Consider the following 16,796-nt stretch of genomic DNA (forward strand, 5'->3'; position numbering starts at 1 on the left):
TGATTTAGATCATAATTTATATTACACGTGCTTCGGCATGCAGCAGTTCAACCAGTTTGGCGGTGTCATCGGCAGCTACAAGTTTAACCTGGCCGCGAGGGGCTGGTGTTTCATAACTAACAATTTCCGAAAAGGTTTTAACTTCGGTCGGCTCAATAACAGCAAGCGGCTTGGTACGCGCCGACATGATGCCGCGCATATTAGGTATTTTGGGTTCAGCTACACCCTCGGCAGCACCAGCTACAAAAGGATAAGGGATAGTCAACACTTCTTTACCGCCTTCAATCTCGCGTTCAACTGTAGCTTCACTGTCACCGGCATCTAATTTTTTGATGATAGACACAGATGGAATATCAAGCAATTCGCCAAGCATCCCGGCAACTTTCGATCCGTTATAATCGATAGATTCACGGCCAGTCAGGATCAGATCAAATGGATTTGCTTTTACATATTGAGCAATCTGATGCGCTACATACCAGGCATCGTGAGGCTTAGCGTTTACACGTACCGCATCAGTAGCGCCAATTGCCAAAGCTTTACGAATAGTGGCCTCTGTACTCGCGTCACCAACGTTAATCACTGTCACCGTACCTTTACCGCCATCGGTTAATTCAATGGCGCGTGCAAGAGCTATTTCATCATAAGGGTTGAGTATGAACTGAACCCCGTTTGTATTAAATTGCGTGTTGTTATCAGTAAAAGTTATTTTTGTGGTGGTATCAGGAACATTACTTACACATACCAGAATCTTCATATCAATAGGTTTTTGCAAATTTAATTAAAAAAGATAGAGTTTAAAATGGAGTTGAGCAGATTGAATAAGCTGTTGGAATTTATAAAAAATGAACCGGATGACGAGTTTCTGAAATATGCCCTTGCAACAGAATATCTGCGTCTGAATGAGACAGATAAGGCGCTTGCCTACTATGAAGATCTGGTAAATAACCACCCCGGTTATGTGGGCACTTATTATCATTTAGGTAAGCTTTATGAAGCGCTAAACCGAAAGGATGATGCCATTAAAACCTATGAAACCGGCATGAAAGTGACCAAAGAAAAGCGCGATAATCATGCTTTTTCTGAATTGCAGGCAGTATACAGGCAGGCAATGGGCTTTGAAGAAGACGATGACGATTATTGATTTTTAGTCCAGGGTTGATAGTTAACAGCAATTTTTGGGTATTTCTTAACCATTTCATTCTTTTGTGAATTGTTTGAAATAACTATAATGTTTCCGCTATAATATTGTCCCTATGAACCATCGTCTATGAACTATGAACAGCTTTAGCAAATGAAACAACGGCAACTTGTATTCCTACGGGATGTGCTGATCTATACTTTTACCGCTTTTGGCGGCCCTCAAGCCCACATAGCTGTTTTGCTGCGCGAGTTTGTTGAAAAGCGGAGATATATTACCGAAGATGAACTAATGGAGCTCAATGCCTTATCGCAGGTTTTGCCCGGCCCTTCATCAACCCAAACATTGGTTGGCATAGCCTGGAAGGTGGGGGGGCTACGACTGGCAATTATTACATTCCTGATTTGGATTTTGCCTTCGGCAGCCATTATGTGCATGGCTGCAATCAGCTATAATATGTTTGCCAATAAGGCTAAGTTTGCCCATGTAATCAGTTATGTACAGCCAATAGCCGTGGGCATTGTAGCTTACGCAACGTATACATTTGCGAATAAGTTTTTAAAAACAAAGGTGAGCAGAATGCTTGCGGTCGGTTCGTTAATTGTTACACTAATCCTGCAAAATGCTTATGCTTTCCCGCTTTTGATATTGCTTGGAGGAATTATTTCATCAGCGATGGAAACTCAGCAGCATGAAAACGAGTTGCGGGTTAAGCTTTATTCAAATGTAAACCCCAATAAAGTCGGGTACTTTGTGGGTATATTATTGTTTTTTGCTGCATTGGGTGCTTTGGTTAATCAAACATCTCCTTTCAGCTTGCCAATCCGCTTATTCGAGAACTTTTATCGTAACGGTATCTTAATTTTTGGCGGAGGCCAGGTGCTTGTTCCATTAATGTACACCGAATTTGTTGAGGTGAAGCATTATTTAGGTCGGTCGGAGTTTTTATCGGGTTATGCACTACAGCAGGCTTTACCGGGGCCAACTTTCTCCTTTACCTCGTTTTTAGGGGGGATAACCCTTGGTAATAAAGGTTATAACATTTGGGGACAGGTGATTGGTAGCCTGGTTGCTGTTATTGGTATCAATACTCCCGGGTTGATATTGATATTATTTATAGTGCCTTTTTGGGAAGACCTAAAAAAGATAACCCGGATCAAAAATTCATTAAGTGGTATTAATGCGGTAGCTGTAGGTTTTATGGCGACTGCCCTGATCTTGCTGGTTAGGCCTTTTGGTTTAAATTGGATAGCCTACGTACTAATGACAGGCACGTTCCTCGTATTGCATTTCACCAAAATCAAAACACCGATAGTGATTATTATCGGTGTGATTTTGGGAATGATATTTTGATTGGGTATTTGGAATTTTCGATTTTGGCGTTTAATAAATCCGAAATCGAAAATCCAAATTCCGAAATTAGATTAAAACGGTGGCTCATCATCCATGTCATCCATTCTTGATGGACGGATGATAAAGTTGCTTTGTTTTTCAAAATCCTGTGAAGGAGCAAGGCCTGCGAAAGCGTTACCTGCAGGAGGAGGGAAACCGTCTATACCTTCTTCAAGGTTAGCAAATTTAACGTATTTACCTACGAATTTCAACCGCACAGTACCTGTTTCACCGTTACGGTGTTTGGCAATGATGACTTCACCTACACCCTGGGTTGGGTTACCGTCCTCGTCTTCAGTTAAACCGTAATACTCCGGACGGTAAAGGAACAGTACCATGTCGGCATCCTGCTCAATAGCGCCCGATTCACGTAAGTCTGAAAGCATTGGCCTTTTTGAGTTACCCGGCCTGCTCTCTACGGCACGGCTTAATTGCGATAGTGCAATAACAGGCACGCTAAGTTCCTTGGCAACCGATTTTAATGCACGTGAAATGCTACTGATCTCTTGCTCACGGTTACCGCCACCACCTTTGCCCTCGGCTTTGCCGTGCATCAGCTGCAGGTAGTCGATGATGATTAACTGGATATCATATTGTGATTTTAAACGACGGCATTTTGCCCTGAACTCGAAGATGTTTAGTGCCGGGGTATCATCAATAATAAAAGTGGCTTTTTCAAGTCGGCCAATTTTAGAGTGGACCTGCTGCCATTCCCATTCTTCAAGTGTGCCTTTACGGATCTTTTCTTGCTCAATTTCGGCTTCACCGGCAATCAAACGATTAACCAACTGTACCGACGACATCTCGAGCGAGAACACAACCACTGGTTTATCAAAGTCAACCGCCGCGTTACGGGCGCAACTAAGTACGAAAGCCGTTTTACCCATCGCCGGACGTGCCGCGATGATCACCAAGTCTGATTTCTGCCACCCCGAGGTCATACGATCAAGGCCTGTAAAGCCGGATGCGACACCTGTTAAACCATCTTTCTTATCTTTTAGTGCTTCAATATCACGCAAGGCTTCATGTACAAGGTCGTCCATGTTACGGGCATCCCTGCGTAAGTTACTCTGCGCAATTTCAAACAGGTTTTTTTCCGCCATATCCAACAGGTCGAATACGTCGGCTGTATCCTCGTAAGCATTGTTGATCACTTCTGTAGAGATACGGATCAACTCCCGCTGGATGAATTTTTGAATGATGATACGTGAGTGAAACTCGATATTTGCTGCCGATGCAACACGGCTGGTAAGTTCGGTAATATAGTAGGCGCCGCCAACCATTTCAAGCTCGCCTAACCTGCGCAATTCGGCAGTAACGGTAAGGATATCTACCGGTTGTGTTTTTTCAAACAGGATTTTTATGGCAGAAAAGATCTTCTGGTGATTGGTCTGGTAAAAAACTTCTGGCTTTAAAACATCTATAACTGATGAAAGGGCATCTTTCTCCAGCATGAGCGCACCTAAAACAGCCTCCTCCAAATCCGTAGCCTGAGGCTGCAATTTGCCACCCCCAATAAATGGAGTTGGATTGGTGATCCGGCTACGGCGTTCAAATGTGTTCGGCTTGTTATACTGGTTGTTATTCTCAAAACTCATAAGGGTACAAAAATATACAAAAAATGTTTCGCCGGGCAAAGTAAACACCTAACATAGTGTATCGACATTTTAAAATAATCATACACAGGGTGATAATTTAAAGCTTTTTAATAAACACCCGGGTGTGGATAACTTTTTAAGAAAACTTGGATGGATTGATTTTCAGATATTTGAACCGATGTTAATAAAGTTTTGCGATGTTGATAGCATAAGTGGGTAAACGGCGATAAACCGAAAAGGGTTATCAGTTCAATAACGGCTTAATCAATTAATATAGCTACTTTTGCCAAAATTCAAATCATAAAATGGCATTTAATTCAAGGCCTCAGCGCGAAAGCAATCAAATGGTTTTTGGTATCAGGGCTGTAGTAGAAGCTATTCGTTCGGGTAAAGAGATCGAGGCATTATTTATACAAAGGGGTATTAGCGGAGGCTTGATCCAGGAGCTTAAAGAGCTGATGAACGAGTACCAGATAACCGCGCAACAGGTGCCGGTTGAAAAACTGAACCGCATTACCCAGAAAAACCACCAGGGAGTTATTGCTGTAATTTCGCCCATTGTTTATCAGAAGATCGAGAACATTATACCAGAGGTGTTTGAAAAGGGCGAAACGCCTTTAATTTTAGTTTTAGATAGCATTACCGATGTACGTAACATGGGCGCTATTGCCCGTACAGCCGAATGTGCTGGCGTACATGCCATAGTAATCCCTGCTAAAGGTTCTGCTCAGATTAATCCCGATGCCATTAAAACATCGGCAGGTGCGTTGTACAAAATTCCTGTTTGCAGGCATGATAATTTTATGCAGACCGTACGCTTTTTGCAGGAATCGGGCTTGCAGTTGGTTTGCTGTACCGAAAAAACACAGGATAATATTTACAAACCTGATTACACCGTACCAACGGCTATAATTATGGGGTCGGAAGAAGACGGTATCCGTAACGAGATCATACGCATTTCTGATCATCTGGCCAAGATCCCTATGTTTGGCGAAATTGAATCGTTGAACGTTTCGGTATCAACAGGGATTATTTTATACGAGGCGATAAGGCAGCGCACTGCGTAGGTGAGTAGTGGTTGGTTGGATTGGGTGAGTAGTTATCAATGCACCAATACCATTGAATATTGTTGTTGATTAGATGAACAAGAAGTAACTACTCTCCATTCACCTAATCAACAACTCACTAAATACTAAATATACTTAGCACCAAATTTACTTTTTACATCTGCGACAACCTGCTTGATGTTTTGCTCCTGGTTGCGCGGGCAAATGAGCAGGGAGTTATTTGATTCTACTACGATAAAGTCGTGCAGACCTTGTAGTATCACCAATTTCTCGCCCGGTACGTTTACCATGCAGTTTGATGAATCGTACATGATCACTTTTTCGGCCGGGATCACGGCGTTCCCTACATAATCTTTTTCGGCAAGGTCATAAATAGAAGCCCAGGTACCCAGATCGCTCCATCCAAAATCCGAAGGTAACACGTACACATTATCGGCTTTTTCCATGATGCCGTAGTCTATCGAGATGTTAACGCATTGCTGATATGCTTTGTGCACATAAGGTTTTTCATCGTCTGAGTTATAAACCGGTCTGGCATCCGCAAAAATCTCGTGCATTTCGGGCAGGTGCTGGCCAAAGGCTTTCACAATAGCTTTTGCCGACCAAACGAAAATACCGGCGTTCCATAAAAAGTCGCCGCTTTGAATGAAGGTTTTGGCTATCTCAAGGGTTGGCTTCTCGGTAAAGGTTTTTACTTTATGAAACTCATCATTGATAACATTGTCGGTATATTGGATGTACCCGTAACCGGTATCGGGCCTTGATGGTTTAATACCAAGGGTTATCAGGTAATCATTTGAAGCTGCTGTTTGTAATGATTTTTCAATAGCTGATACAAAGGCGTCTTCGTCGAGGATCTGCTGATCAGAAGGGGCCACAACAATGGCTGCGTCAGGATTAAGGCTTTCAATTTTAAAACAACCGTACGCAACGCAGGGTGCAGTGTTACGCATTACAGGTTCTGTAAGGATCTGCTGATCCTCCAAATCCGGTAGCTGGTGTTTTACAAGCTTAGTATAGTTTTCGTTAGTAACGATATAAATATTTTCTTTAGGACATACTTTCAGGAATCGTTCGTAGGTATTTTGTATTAAAGTTTTACCGGTACCAAGTATATCGATAAACTGTTTAGGGTGCGATGTACGACTTATCGGCCAAAAGCGGCTTCCAATCCCTCCAGCCATAATTATCGCATAATAGTTTTTATTCATGAGAAAGTAAAGAATTTAAATTTGGTATATCGACCGTAAAAATGTGTATTAATTTGTTAATTATCCATTAAGTGTTGCTAAATAATTTAACAGCATAGTTAAACGCCAATTTGACTGATATTTTAAATGAGCAATCAAAGAAATTGTTTTTCATTTAATCATCATTTTTACACAAAATTTAAAAGTAAATCCATCGTTTATTTAGAAAATTTTGTTACTTTAAACTTTTAAATACAATTTAAGAATTTGTTAAAATAATGATAGAAACAAAGAAATCGCTATTTGACAATCTCCAGAATTTTTTCGGGTTTGATAATTTTAAGGGAGAACAGGAAGCGATAATAACCAACATCCTGGCCGGCAATGACACATTTGTTATCATGCCTACCGGTGGAGGCAAATCGATGTGTTATCAGTTACCAGCCTTGATGAGCGATGGCACCGCCATCGTAATTTCACCACTGATAGCCTTGATGAAAAATCAGGTAGATCAGCTCAGGGCGTTTGGAGGATCAGATAGTATAGCCCACTTTTTAAACTCATCACTTACAAAATCAGAAATAGCCAGGGTTAAGGAAGATGTACTTGCCGGTAAAACCAAACTGCTGTACGTTGCACCTGAATCATTAACCAAGCAAGAGAATATCGATTTCTTACGTCTGAACCACGTATCATTTGTTGCTGTGGATGAGGCTCACTGTATTTCGGAATGGGGCCATGATTTCCGGCCCGAGTACCGTAAAATACGTCAGGTAATCAGTAATATAGGCGAAAATATACCTATCATTGCTTTAACAGCTACAGCTACTCCAAAAGTTCAGCAGGATATTCAGAAAAACCTGCAAATGAACAATGCTACTGTATTTAAATCATCTTTTAACCGTGGTAACCTCTTTTACGAAGTAAGGGCTAAGCGCAACGTTATAAAAGAGATTGTAAAATTTGTTAAGCAAAATCAGGGAAAATCTGGTATAGTGTATTGCCTTAGCCGTAAAAAAGTGGAGGAAGTGGCTGAGGTGCTCAATCTTAATGGCGTGAAGGCCCTGCCATATCATGCCGGGCTTGATCCTAAAGTACGTGCCGATACTCAAGATAAATTCCTGATGGAAGATGTTGACGTTATTGTTGCTACTATCGCCTTCGGTATGGGTATCGACAAACCCGATGTTCGTTACGTAATACACCACGATGTACCTAAGAGTATGGAAGGGTATTACCAGGAAACCGGAAGGGCTGGGCGCGACGGAGGCGAAGGTGTTTGCGTTGCCTTTTATTCAGAAAAAGATATTGATAAACTTCAGAAATTCATGAAGGATAAACCTGTTTCAGAACGCGAAATAGGTACCCAGATACTTAAAGAGGTTATTGATTACTGTGAATCTTCAGTTTGTCGCCGTAAGCAATTGCTTCATTATTTTGGTGAAAACTTTAATGAGGCGGGCTGTAACAATATGTGCGATAACTGCTGCACGCACAAAGATCATTTTGATGCTGAAGAACACCTGCACAGGGCACTAAGCCTGATCAGGCACATAGGCGAGAAGTTTGATGATCACCACATCATCAGCATATTGATGGGCGAAGAAAACGCGCAGATCAAAAATTATGAGCATGATCAGCTGGATTATTATGGCGCTGGTAAAGAGCAGGGTAAAAACCTTTGGAACTCGCTTTTAAGGCAGGCTTTGCTCAATAACTATATTTCAAAAGATATTGACCAATATGGGCTGTTGAGGCTTACCAAAAGCGGGAATGCCTTTATCGACAATCCGCACAGCATCCGTTTTGTTTTGAACAAGCTTATGGAAGCTACCGATGACGATAGCGACGATGATGGGCCGAAACAAAGTGGAGGTGCGCTTGATACGCAGTTGCTACAAATGCTTAAAGAGCTGCGTAAAAAGCTGGCCAAACAAAAAGGATTGCCTCCGTTTGTAATATTCCAGGATCCGTCTTTGGAAGAGATGTGTACCCATTATCCTATCAACACAGAAGAACTGAAACAGATTTCGGGTGTTGGTGCAGGTAAGGCTTTGAAATTCGGTAAACCTTTTACCGATCTGATTCAGAAATATGTAGAGGATAATGATATTGATCGCCCAATTGATATGGTGATCAAAAGCGCGGCCAATAAATCAGCGCTTAAAGTGTTTATTATCCAGAACATCGACAGGCATTTAAATCTTGATGATATTGCGGCTTCCAAAGGTCTTACGTATGAGGAAATCCTGAAAGAAGTTGAAACTATTGTTAACTCGGGTACTAAGCTTAACCTGAATTATTACATTGATGAGGTAATTGACGAGGATAAGCAGGAAGAAGTGTTTGATTATTTCCGAACGGCCGAAGCTGATTCGATTGATGAAGCTTTAGCGGAGCTGGGAAGCGATGACTACACGCGCGAAGAAGTGCAACTGATGCGTATCAAATTTATGTCAGAGTTAGGAAACTAACTATATAAGATTTTATACTATAAACAGCCTTTGGATTGAATTCTGAAGGCTGTTTTATTTAAGGCTCTTTCCAAAATTGAGATGGTCAAGATTCATGTTGCCATTGGTAAGAATGTGCAGGGTAAGTACGTGAGCTCCTTTTTTCAAGGTTATTGAGCCAATGGAATCAGATGCATTCCAATGATGCCACTGCCGCCAGGCAACCGTATCTCGGTCATCATGTGTCGATGCGATGTTTAAAGGGCCTGTTGCATCTTTACCATCGATATCAACCGAGATGGTTCCATTACCGTTAGATGTATACAAAACGCCAATAGGGTAGGTGCCGGCTTTATTTACTTTAACTGTGTAATTGATCCATTCGCCGGGTTGTGTCCAGCCAACGTATAGTTTATTAAGATCGCGCGGAACCTTATTGTAAGGATTGTTATCAATGTTACCCGTTTTGGTATAGGAAATATCAACACCTTCTTTCATCCGGAATTCATTCAAAAACGAGCCGTTTGCCGGGTTTAATTTTCCGCTGCCATTGTTTATGCTATCGGTATCATGATAAGCTATCCCTTCTCCACCTTCGTCATAATACTCACATTCAAGTCTGCCCGGGAGCTGTTGCATTTTACCCTGCCATGGCTTGCCGCCGTTGTTTAAAATAAAAGCACATGAAATTATTGCTACTCCAGTTAAGATTATTAGGTTCTTTTTCATTTACAAATGATAGGTTGGTCTATAACAATATTAAAGCACTATTTAGCTATAATCATGAATTCCGTACGCCTGTTTTTGGCCCTGTCTTCGTCCGTTGTATTAGGTGCTATAGGCTGCGTTTCTGCGTAGCCCTTGTATACAAGGCGGCCAGGCGCTATACCTTTTGATACAAGATATTGATAAACTGACTTGGCTCTGTTTTCGGATAGTGCCTGATTACTTTGATGGTTACCAACGTTATCTGTATGGCCGGATATCTCAATGCGTATAGCTTGGTTTACCCCCAGAAATTCAATAAGCTTGGCCAGCTCGGCTTTAGATTCCTTTTCAAGATCATACTTGTTAGTATCGAAAAAGATATTTTTAAGGATCACCTTATTCCCAATTTCAATCGGCGATAACAATGCTACAATGTTGAAGGGATTCTTGGTTTTATAGTTCTTAAGCGAAAAGTTTTCAGAGTAAAACAGGTATCCGCCTTTTGAAATATTCAAGCCATAATTTTTACCAGAGGTGAGCGTGGCTAAAAAATCGCCTTTTTCTTCGTCACTGTAATCCTGGTAAACCACCTGATTGCTTTCCAGATCGATAATTTCAATGGCGGCCTCAAGCGGCTGTTTGGTCTTAATGTCTTTTACAAATCCCTTGACATAAGTAACCATTCGCGGCCTCAGGTTTACAGGAAGCTCAAACTTATAAATGTCGTATCCTCCATATCCGTTCAGGTTATTTGACGAAAAGAAAGCGTAATCGCCATTTGCCGTTAATGATAAGCCGCCCTCATCTCCATTGGTATTAATTGGATATCCCAGGTTTTCGGGTTTCTGCCATTTGCCATCTTTGCCCAAGCGACTTACGAACAGGTCTTTTGCCCCTAAACCGGGCCAGCCATCACTACTAAAATAAAGCGTACTATCATCGGGGTGTATAAATGGGGATTGCTCGTTATACGGAGTGTTAATGTTTGGGCCGAGGTTTTCAGGCTCGCCCCAGCCTTTTTCGCCCAATGTACTTTTCCAGATGTCATACCCGCCATAGCCACCTTTACGGTTACTTACAAAGTAAAGCGTGCGGCCATCTGCGTTTATTGATGGTTGAGATTCCCAGCCCGCGGTATTTACAGGTGGGTTCAGATCAATAGGTTTCCCCCAGTCGTTACCTTTTTTTTGCGCTATGTAAATATCGCAACGGCCCAGGCCATCCGGGCGGTTACATCCTGTGAAAAACAGGTACTTGCCATCCTGTGATATGGATTGCGCTCCTTCATTGTATTTTTCGGTGTTGATCTGGTTACTTAAATATGTAGCTGTGCCCCATTGGCCATTAACTTTCTCACTTTTATAAAAGTCTTCGTTGTTATTTATTTTCCGGGTAAATATCAGAGTGCTTTCGTCAGCTGTGGCAACGGGAAGGTATTCATCGTTGGCGGTGTTTATTTCAGCTCCGATATTTATCGGCTTAAAAGGTACAGGATGAGCCATAGCCACGATTCCGAACTTGGCATCAGCAAGCATTTTTTTTGCATAAGTGATATTTTCGGGACTAAGGTCAGGATAAGTAAGGTATTTTTCGAGATGCTGCTGTGCCGGCGCATAATTGGCATCATGAATTTCCATTTCGGCAGCTTTAAGATATGCGCCCCGGTTAAATTCCGGGCTTAAGGAAATAACTTTCGCGTAATGTTCCACAGCCGGCTTATACAGGCGTTTCATCCGGTACAGGTCGCCAAGTAATAAGTGAGCTTCTATAAATCTGGGATCTTCGCCGACGGCCTTTAGTGAGTTTTGGATGGCTTCATCATACAGATGTTGATCCAGGTTTTGATAGGCTAAAGCAAAATATTTTATAGCTTCTTTATTGGACGATGAATACCGGGCAGGCTGCTGGGCACGAAGCAAAGCAGGCAAACACAATGCAAGCACCAATAAAATTGCTATTCTCATTTATAACTTAGGATAATTTATATCCGTAAGTTACAAAGATTATGGGATATTCAGATACTTATGTGTTTGCAAAGAAATTTCCCATTGCGGATTTTCTTTCACATAATCAACAATAAGTGGGGTCATTTCTTTTGCTTTTGACCATTCCGGTTGCAGGTATAGTTTACAATCGGGAGATACCATTTTGGCATGATACTCGGCCCATTCAAAGTCGGATTTATTGAATACGATCACTTTTAATTCGTGGGCACATTCGGCAACATGTGGCGTTGGTGCCTTGAATTTTTTAGGTGAAAGGCAGATCCAGTCCCAATCGCCCGAAAGCGGGTAAGCACCTGAAGTTTCAATAAAGGTTTTTATTCCTTTTTCGTGTAGTTGGTGGGTTAAATAGTCGAGATTATATATTAGGGGCTCGCCACCGGTTACTACCACAGCTTTTGCAGGGTGCAATGTCGCGTTGTTTACAATAGTGTCGGCAGCAGTAAGCGCATGTAACTCGGCATCCCAGCTTTCTTTAACGTCGCACCAATGGCAACCTACATCGCAGCCGCCCAGCCGAATAAAATACGCTGCTTTGCCTGTATTGTATCCTTCGCCCTGTATCGTGTAAAACTCTTCCATTAGGGGAAGCAACGTGCCGTCGTCTGGTATTTGGTGTGCCATAGTTATTTAAGGGTGCAAAGGTACTGAAAGATAGGTGAAAGCAGAAAGGTGAAAGGCAAAAGGTTACACTAATATGGAAGTGGAGTTCTGGATATAAGCTTGCGTGGTAGTATTTTTGACAGGCTACTACGCGAAATTTCCTTTTACCTTTATCCTTTCATTAATAATTGGTATTATTACTGTAATTTTAAGATAACCAATTAACCTGAAATTCGTAAAAATGATTTAACTGTTTCGGTAACGCTTAATTTTTATCTGGGTATGAAAAAACTTTACCTTCCCTTGTTATTACTGGTAATGCTTTGTTTTAGTTCATGCGTGGATATTGAAGAGCATTACGATTTTAAAAGCGACGGAACCTGTAAGGTTGCCTATGCTTTTGATATGAGCAGGGCGGTGTCGGTATTGGTTAATTTGATGTCTGACTCGGTTAAGCAAACCCCGCAATTCAGTTTAGTTAAGGACACTACACTTAATTTTTACAGCGCCATACCCGATAGTGCGCAGCAAAAGCTAAAAGCCGAAGAAATTGAGATGGCCAAGAGCAGCGAGCTTACTGTAAATATGAACCTTAAAAAAAGTGTTATGAAAGTAACGCTTAACCATACTGCAAAAAATGCTGCCGATTTACAGTACTATTTGCAAAATGTATCGAAAATAGCGCTCAATACCCAAATCAGTGCAATAACAACTACAGATAAAGCAAATAAGCCCTTTGACGCCCGGCAAATGGTGGGTGGGCAGGACTATTACTCGTACGATATAACTCCCCATAAATTTTACCGCATTATTGATAAGGCGAAGTTCAATGCTTTTTTAAAGAAAACCCAGGCTACATTCATGATGGCCAAGGCTATGCTCATTGATATGCCTTATAAAGTGATTTTGAGGTTTGCTCATCCGGTTAAAAAAATCAATAATTCAAAAGCCATGCTCTCGGCCGACAGGAGGGAAGTAACCCTTGTTACCAGTATGGATGAGGTTATCAAAAATCCTAATGTGATGAATCTGAAAATTGATTTTTAACCACCTGTGTTTGTTCTGAATTATTTATGACCTGGCATAAAATTGACCATACTCCTGATTTTTCGCGTCCATTTATAAAAAAGGTTAAGGCTGGTAGTAAAAGTATTTGCCTGGTAGGTTTTGAAGGAAAACTTTATGCTGTATCAGCTAAATGCCCACACGCAGGCGCAGATTTAAGTGAGGGCTTATGTGTCAGAAAACTAATTGTTTGCCCTTATCATCGCTATACTTACGATTTGGAAACAGGCAAAGGAGGCGAAGGACAAAATGATTTTATTGAAACTTATCCGGTTGAAATAAGAGAAGATGGTGTTTACATCGGAGTAAACTCACTTTGGGATAAGTTAAGATTGGGGTTTAAGTGAGTGGTTGCGTTATAAGGCCGTCATTACGAGGTACGAAGCAATCGCGGACTATGCAGGGCGAGCCTGCTAATCGGGGATTGCTTCGTGCCTCGCAATGACGATAAAGCTGAGACTATTTATAAACCTCTTTATTAGCCGAAGCTAAGGTGTTTTTAAGCAAACCAACAATGGTCATCAAGCCGACACCGCCCGGTACAGGGGTGATCCATGATGATTTTGGCGCCACGTTTTCAAAATCAACATCGCCGTAAAGCTTAAAGCCCGATTTTGTTGTTGCTGATGTTTCTCGGTTCATACCTACGTCAACTACTACAACACCATCTTTCACCATATCGGCAGTAATGAAATTCTTTTTGCCAATAGCTACGATCAGAATATCGGCGTCAAGCGTGAATTTTTTGATATCAGGAGTGCGGCTGTGGCAAATGGTTACCGTGCAGTTGCCCGGAGTAGTGTTACGCGCCATCAAGATGCTCATAGGCGACCCAACGATATTACTGCGGCCAACAACAACACAATGTTTACCTGCTGTTTCAATGCCATATTCCTTAAGCATTAAAGTAATACCATAAGGTGTTGCCGGAATAAATGACGGCAGGTTGCGCTGCATGCGGCCCAGGTTAACCGGGTGAAAACCATCCACATCTTTGCGGTGGTCAATACGCTCAGTTACCTTTTCAGGATCGATATGTTTTGGTAACGGAAGCTGTACAATGATACCATCGATATCAGCGTCGGCATTCAGCTCTTCAACTTTCTTTAGTAATTCTTCTTCGGTAACGTCATCTTCATAACGTACCAATGATGATTTGAAGCCAACTTTTTCGCAATTTTTCATTTTGCTGGCAACGTAAGTTTCGCTGCCGCCATCATGACCAACCAATACTGCAACCAAATGGGGCTTGCGACCGGTTTTCTCTAATATTTTAGCTGCTTCTTCAGCTATTTCAACCTTAAGTTTTTCTGAAACGTATTTTCCGTCTAAAAGCTGCATTGTTAAATGTGTTTAACGAATTGATCAGGCAATGGGGGTAAACTCAAATTTACCGGCTCTGACTTTACTCGTACTTTTATAAAAGGCCTGTTATCCAGGGATAATTTTAATCCGTGATTTTGATTGATCTTGCTGATGATACTTTCGATGGTTTCTGTTTTATTATTCAGGAGCATTTCAAATATAATTTTATTTGAGCGCACATCTTTATTGAAAGCATCAATGTAATATTTCGGTTGGCCGGCATCGTACACAATCCATTTGCCATAAACAAAGTCTCCTAAATGAATATGTTTAACAAACCCGGTTGCTGTAAAATATGTAACTAACCTGTACAGAATATATCAATTTACTCACCCTCGCTTCCCTTCAAAGGAGTTGAGGGATTAATCCAACTTCAAAACTGCCATGAATGCCGATTGTGGTATCTCAACGTTACCTACCTGGCGCATGCGTTTTTTACCTTGTTTCTGTTTTTCTAACAGTTTACGTTTACGGGAGATATCACCACCATAACACTTGGCGGTAACGTCTTTGCGTAGCGCTTTTACTGTTTCGCGAGCGATGATCTTGGCACCGATAGAAGCCTGGATAATGATCTCAAATTGCTGACGCGGTAAAAGCTCTTTTAATTTCTCGCAGATTTTTTTACCAAAGTCGTAAGAGTTACCACGGAAGATCAGGGACGATAAAGCATCAACAGGTTCGCTGTTTAGGCGGATGTCCAATTTTACCAGGTCTGACTGGCGGTAACCTATCTGGTGATAATCGAACGATGCATACCCTTTTGAAATGGTTTTCAGCTTATCATAAAAATCAAATACGATCTCACCCATTGGCATCTCAAAAATCAACTCAACACGCTCGGATGTAAGGTATGATTGATTAGTTATGGTACCACGTTTTTGGATACAAAGCGACATTACCGGGCCAACAAATTCAGATTTGGTAATGATAGTGGCCTTGATATATGGTTCTTCAACAAAATCAATTTTACTTGGGTCCGGAAGGTCTGATGGATTATTTACAGTAAATGAATCACCCTTAGTGGTGTGGGCCAAATAGGATACGTTGGGTACCGTGGTGATTACCGTCATGTTGAACTCGCGTTCCAGACGTTCCTGGATGATCTCCATGTGCAGCATCCCTAAGAAACCGCAACGGAAACCAAAACCTAAGGCAGCTGATGATTCCGGTTCAAAAACCAATGAAGCGTCATTTAACTGTAGTTTGGCCATTGATTCACGCAGTTCTTCGTAATCTTCAGTATCAACAGGATAGATACCGGCAAATACCATTGGTTTTACCTCTTCAAATCCCTGAATACCTTGTTCGCACGGGCGGTCAACCTGGGTGATGGTATCACCTACTTTAACCTCTTTAGCTTCTTTGATACCCGAGATGATATAACCTACGTCGCCGGTTTTGATCACATCCTTAGCCAGCGGACGCAGTTTTAATGTACCAACTTCATCAGCAAGATATTGCTTTTCGGTAGCGACAAATTTTACTTTGTCGCCTTTGCGAATCTCGCCGTTAACAACTTTAAAGTAAGCGATGATACCGCGGAACGAGTTAAATACCGAATCGAAAATTAGTGCCTGCAGCGGAGCTTTCGGGTCACCTACAGGCGCTGGTACACGCTCAACAATAGCACGAAGTATGTCGTGTACGCCCATACCAGTTTTACCTGATGCGGCAAGGATTTCTTCGCGTTTACAGCCAATGAGGTCAACTATCTGATCTTTTACTTCCTCTGGCATAGCGCCCGGAAGGTCCATTTTATTCAGAATAGGGATGATCTCCAGGTCGTTCTCTAAAGCCAGGTACAGGTTTGAAATGGTTTGTGCCTGAATACCCTGTGCAGCATCAACAATCAGCAAAGCACCTTCACAGGCAGCTATTGAGCGTGATACCTCGTACGAGAAATCCACGTGTCCGGGTGTGTCGATTAGGTTGAGTACGTATTTTTGACCATCAAGCTCGTAATCCATTTGTATGGCATGGCTTTTTATGGTAATACCGCGCTCGCGTTCCAAATCCATATCGTCAAGCAGCTGTGCCTGCGATTCGCGCTGGGTTATAGTGTTAGTATACTCTAATAACCTATCGGCAAGTGTGCTTTTGCCGTGGTCGATGTGTGCTATGATACAAAAATTACGAATGTGCTCCATTGAACCGCAAAAATAGCTTTTTAGGATGATAATTTGGTATTGAGTTTTTTAATTGGCTTTTTAT

At 41.7% G+C, this 16,796-nt stretch carries 14 protein-coding genes; 6 read left to right on the forward strand and 8 right to left on the reverse strand.

Translation table 11 applies throughout. From position 1 onward, the window contains the following. Positions 1-16: 16 nt before the first annotated feature. Complete coding sequence (locus tag DEO27_RS09480) at positions 17-754, reverse strand: electron transfer flavoprotein subunit beta/FixA family protein (protein ID WP_112575435.1); 738 nt, start codon at positions 752-754, stop codon at positions 17-19. A 72-nt stretch (positions 755-826) separates the two neighbouring features. Between DEO27_RS09480 and DEO27_RS09485 the strand changes: the two genes are divergently transcribed. Beyond that, the gene (locus DEO27_RS09485; RefSeq protein WP_410505373.1) at positions 827-1,141 is read left to right on the forward strand and encodes a tetratricopeptide repeat protein; all 315 of its coding nucleotides are present in this window, start codon (positions 827-829) and stop codon (positions 1,139-1,141) included. Between the two features lie 150 nt (positions 1,142-1,291). Continuing rightward, positions 1,292-2,491, forward strand: coding sequence for a chromate efflux transporter (chrA, locus tag DEO27_RS09490; protein WP_112575437.1), 1,200 nt, complete (start codon positions 1,292-1,294; stop codon positions 2,489-2,491). 71 nt (positions 2,492-2,562) lie between these two features. Here chrA and dnaB read toward each other — a convergent pair whose 3' ends face one another. Beyond that, positions 2,563-4,128, reverse strand: coding sequence for a replicative DNA helicase (dnaB, locus tag DEO27_RS09495; RefSeq protein ID WP_112575569.1), 1,566 nt, complete (start codon positions 4,126-4,128; stop codon positions 2,563-2,565). A gap of 305 nt (positions 4,129-4,433) precedes the next feature. On the opposite strand from dnaB, the gene rlmB reads away from it, so the two are divergent. Next, the gene (gene rlmB, locus DEO27_RS09500) at positions 4,434-5,195 is read left to right on the forward strand and encodes a 23S rRNA (guanosine(2251)-2'-O)-methyltransferase RlmB (RefSeq protein ID WP_112575438.1); all 762 of its coding nucleotides are present in this window, start codon (positions 4,434-4,436) and stop codon (positions 5,193-5,195) included. Positions 5,196-5,320: 125 nt separating this feature from the next. Here the strand turns inward: rlmB and DEO27_RS09505 are convergent, their stop codons facing one another. Continuing rightward, a complete protein-coding gene (locus tag DEO27_RS09505; protein ID WP_112575439.1) occupies positions 5,321-6,406 on the reverse strand; it encodes a mannose-1-phosphate guanylyltransferase in 1,086 nt (361 codons plus the stop codon). Positions 6,407-6,666: 260 nt separating this feature from the next. Between DEO27_RS09505 and recQ the strand changes: the two genes are divergently transcribed. Then, positions 6,667-8,859, forward strand: a complete 2,193-nt coding sequence (gene recQ, locus DEO27_RS09510) for a DNA helicase RecQ (RefSeq protein WP_112575570.1) — start codon at positions 6,667-6,669, stop codon at positions 8,857-8,859. A gap of 54 nt (positions 8,860-8,913) precedes the next feature. Here recQ and DEO27_RS09515 read toward each other — a convergent pair whose 3' ends face one another. From DEO27_RS09515 to DEO27_RS09525, 3 genes are read right to left on the reverse strand one after another with little or no spacing between them, the layout of a single operon-like run. Continuing rightward, positions 8,914-9,567 (reverse strand): carbohydrate-binding protein, encoded by a 654-nt coding sequence (locus tag DEO27_RS09515; protein WP_223818201.1) that lies wholly within the window; start codon positions 9,565-9,567, stop codon positions 8,914-8,916. Positions 9,568-9,605: 38 nt separating this feature from the next. Then, positions 9,606-11,510, reverse strand: coding sequence for an OmpA family protein (locus DEO27_RS09520; protein WP_112575440.1), 1,905 nt, complete (start codon positions 11,508-11,510; stop codon positions 9,606-9,608). Positions 11,511-11,549: 39 nt separating this feature from the next. Beyond that, positions 11,550-12,173, reverse strand: coding sequence for a 7-carboxy-7-deazaguanine synthase QueE (locus DEO27_RS09525; protein WP_112575441.1), 624 nt, complete (start codon positions 12,171-12,173; stop codon positions 11,550-11,552). Positions 12,174-12,434: 261 nt separating this feature from the next. On the opposite strand from DEO27_RS09525, the gene DEO27_RS09530 reads away from it, so the two are divergent. After that, positions 12,435-13,199 (forward strand): hypothetical protein, encoded by a 765-nt coding sequence (locus tag DEO27_RS09530; RefSeq protein ID WP_112575442.1) that lies wholly within the window; start codon positions 12,435-12,437, stop codon positions 13,197-13,199. Positions 13,200-13,225: 26 nt separating this feature from the next. After that, on the forward strand, positions 13,226-13,564 hold the full coding sequence (locus tag DEO27_RS09535; RefSeq protein ID WP_112575443.1) for a Rieske (2Fe-2S) protein: 339 nt from the start codon (positions 13,226-13,228) through the stop codon (positions 13,562-13,564). Between the two features lie 112 nt (positions 13,565-13,676). On the opposite strand, the gene DEO27_RS09540 is transcribed toward DEO27_RS09535, so the two are convergent. Together DEO27_RS09540 and lepA are read right to left on the reverse strand one after the other, a co-directional pair. Continuing rightward, entirely contained in the window at positions 13,677-14,558 is an 882-nt protein-coding gene (locus DEO27_RS09540) for a tetrahydrofolate dehydrogenase/cyclohydrolase catalytic domain-containing protein (RefSeq protein WP_112575444.1), read from the reverse strand. 386 nt (positions 14,559-14,944) lie between these two features. Continuing rightward, positions 14,945-16,732, reverse strand: a complete 1,788-nt coding sequence (gene lepA, locus DEO27_RS09545) for a translation elongation factor 4 (RefSeq protein ID WP_112575446.1) — start codon at positions 16,730-16,732, stop codon at positions 14,945-14,947. Positions 16,733-16,796 lie beyond the last annotated feature (64 nt).

Source organism: Mucilaginibacter rubeus (assembly GCF_003286415.2).
Classification (GTDB): domain Bacteria; phylum Bacteroidota; class Bacteroidia; order Sphingobacteriales; family Sphingobacteriaceae; genus Mucilaginibacter; species Mucilaginibacter rubeus_A.

Excerpts from the sequence above, each read along its gene's own strand:
- DEO27_RS09480 (WP_112575435.1), bottom strand. The coding sequence starts at position 754 with ATGAAGATTCTGGTATGTGTAAGTAATGTTCCTGATACCACCACAAAA.
- chrA (WP_112575437.1), top strand. The coding sequence starts at position 1,292 with ATGAAACAACGGCAACTTGTATTCCTACGGGATGTGCTGATCTATACT.
- dnaB (WP_112575569.1), bottom strand. The coding sequence starts at position 4,128 with ATGAGTTTTGAGAATAACAACCAGTATAACAAGCCGAACACATTTGAA.
- rlmB (WP_112575438.1), top strand. The coding sequence starts at position 4,434 with ATGGCATTTAATTCAAGGCCTCAGCGCGAAAGCAATCAAATGGTTTTT.
- DEO27_RS09505 (WP_112575439.1), bottom strand. The coding sequence starts at position 6,406 with ATGAATAAAAACTATTATGCGATAATTATGGCTGGAGGGATTGGAAGC.
- DEO27_RS09515 (WP_223818201.1), bottom strand. The coding sequence starts at position 9,567 with ATGAAAAAGAACCTAATAATCTTAACTGGAGTAGCAATAATTTCATGT.
- DEO27_RS09520 (WP_112575440.1), bottom strand. The coding sequence starts at position 11,510 with ATGAGAATAGCAATTTTATTGGTGCTTGCATTGTGTTTGCCTGCTTTG.
- DEO27_RS09525 (WP_112575441.1), bottom strand. The coding sequence starts at position 12,173 with ATGGCACACCAAATACCAGACGACGGCACGTTGCTTCCCCTAATGGAA.
- DEO27_RS09530 (WP_112575442.1), top strand. The coding sequence starts at position 12,435 with ATGAAAAAACTTTACCTTCCCTTGTTATTACTGGTAATGCTTTGTTTT.
- DEO27_RS09535 (WP_112575443.1), top strand. The coding sequence starts at position 13,226 with ATGACCTGGCATAAAATTGACCATACTCCTGATTTTTCGCGTCCATTT.
- DEO27_RS09540 (WP_112575444.1), bottom strand. The coding sequence starts at position 14,558 with ATGCAGCTTTTAGACGGAAAATACGTTTCAGAAAAACTTAAGGTTGAA.
- lepA (WP_112575446.1), bottom strand. The coding sequence starts at position 16,732 with ATGGAGCACATTCGTAATTTTTGTATCATAGCACACATCGACCACGGC.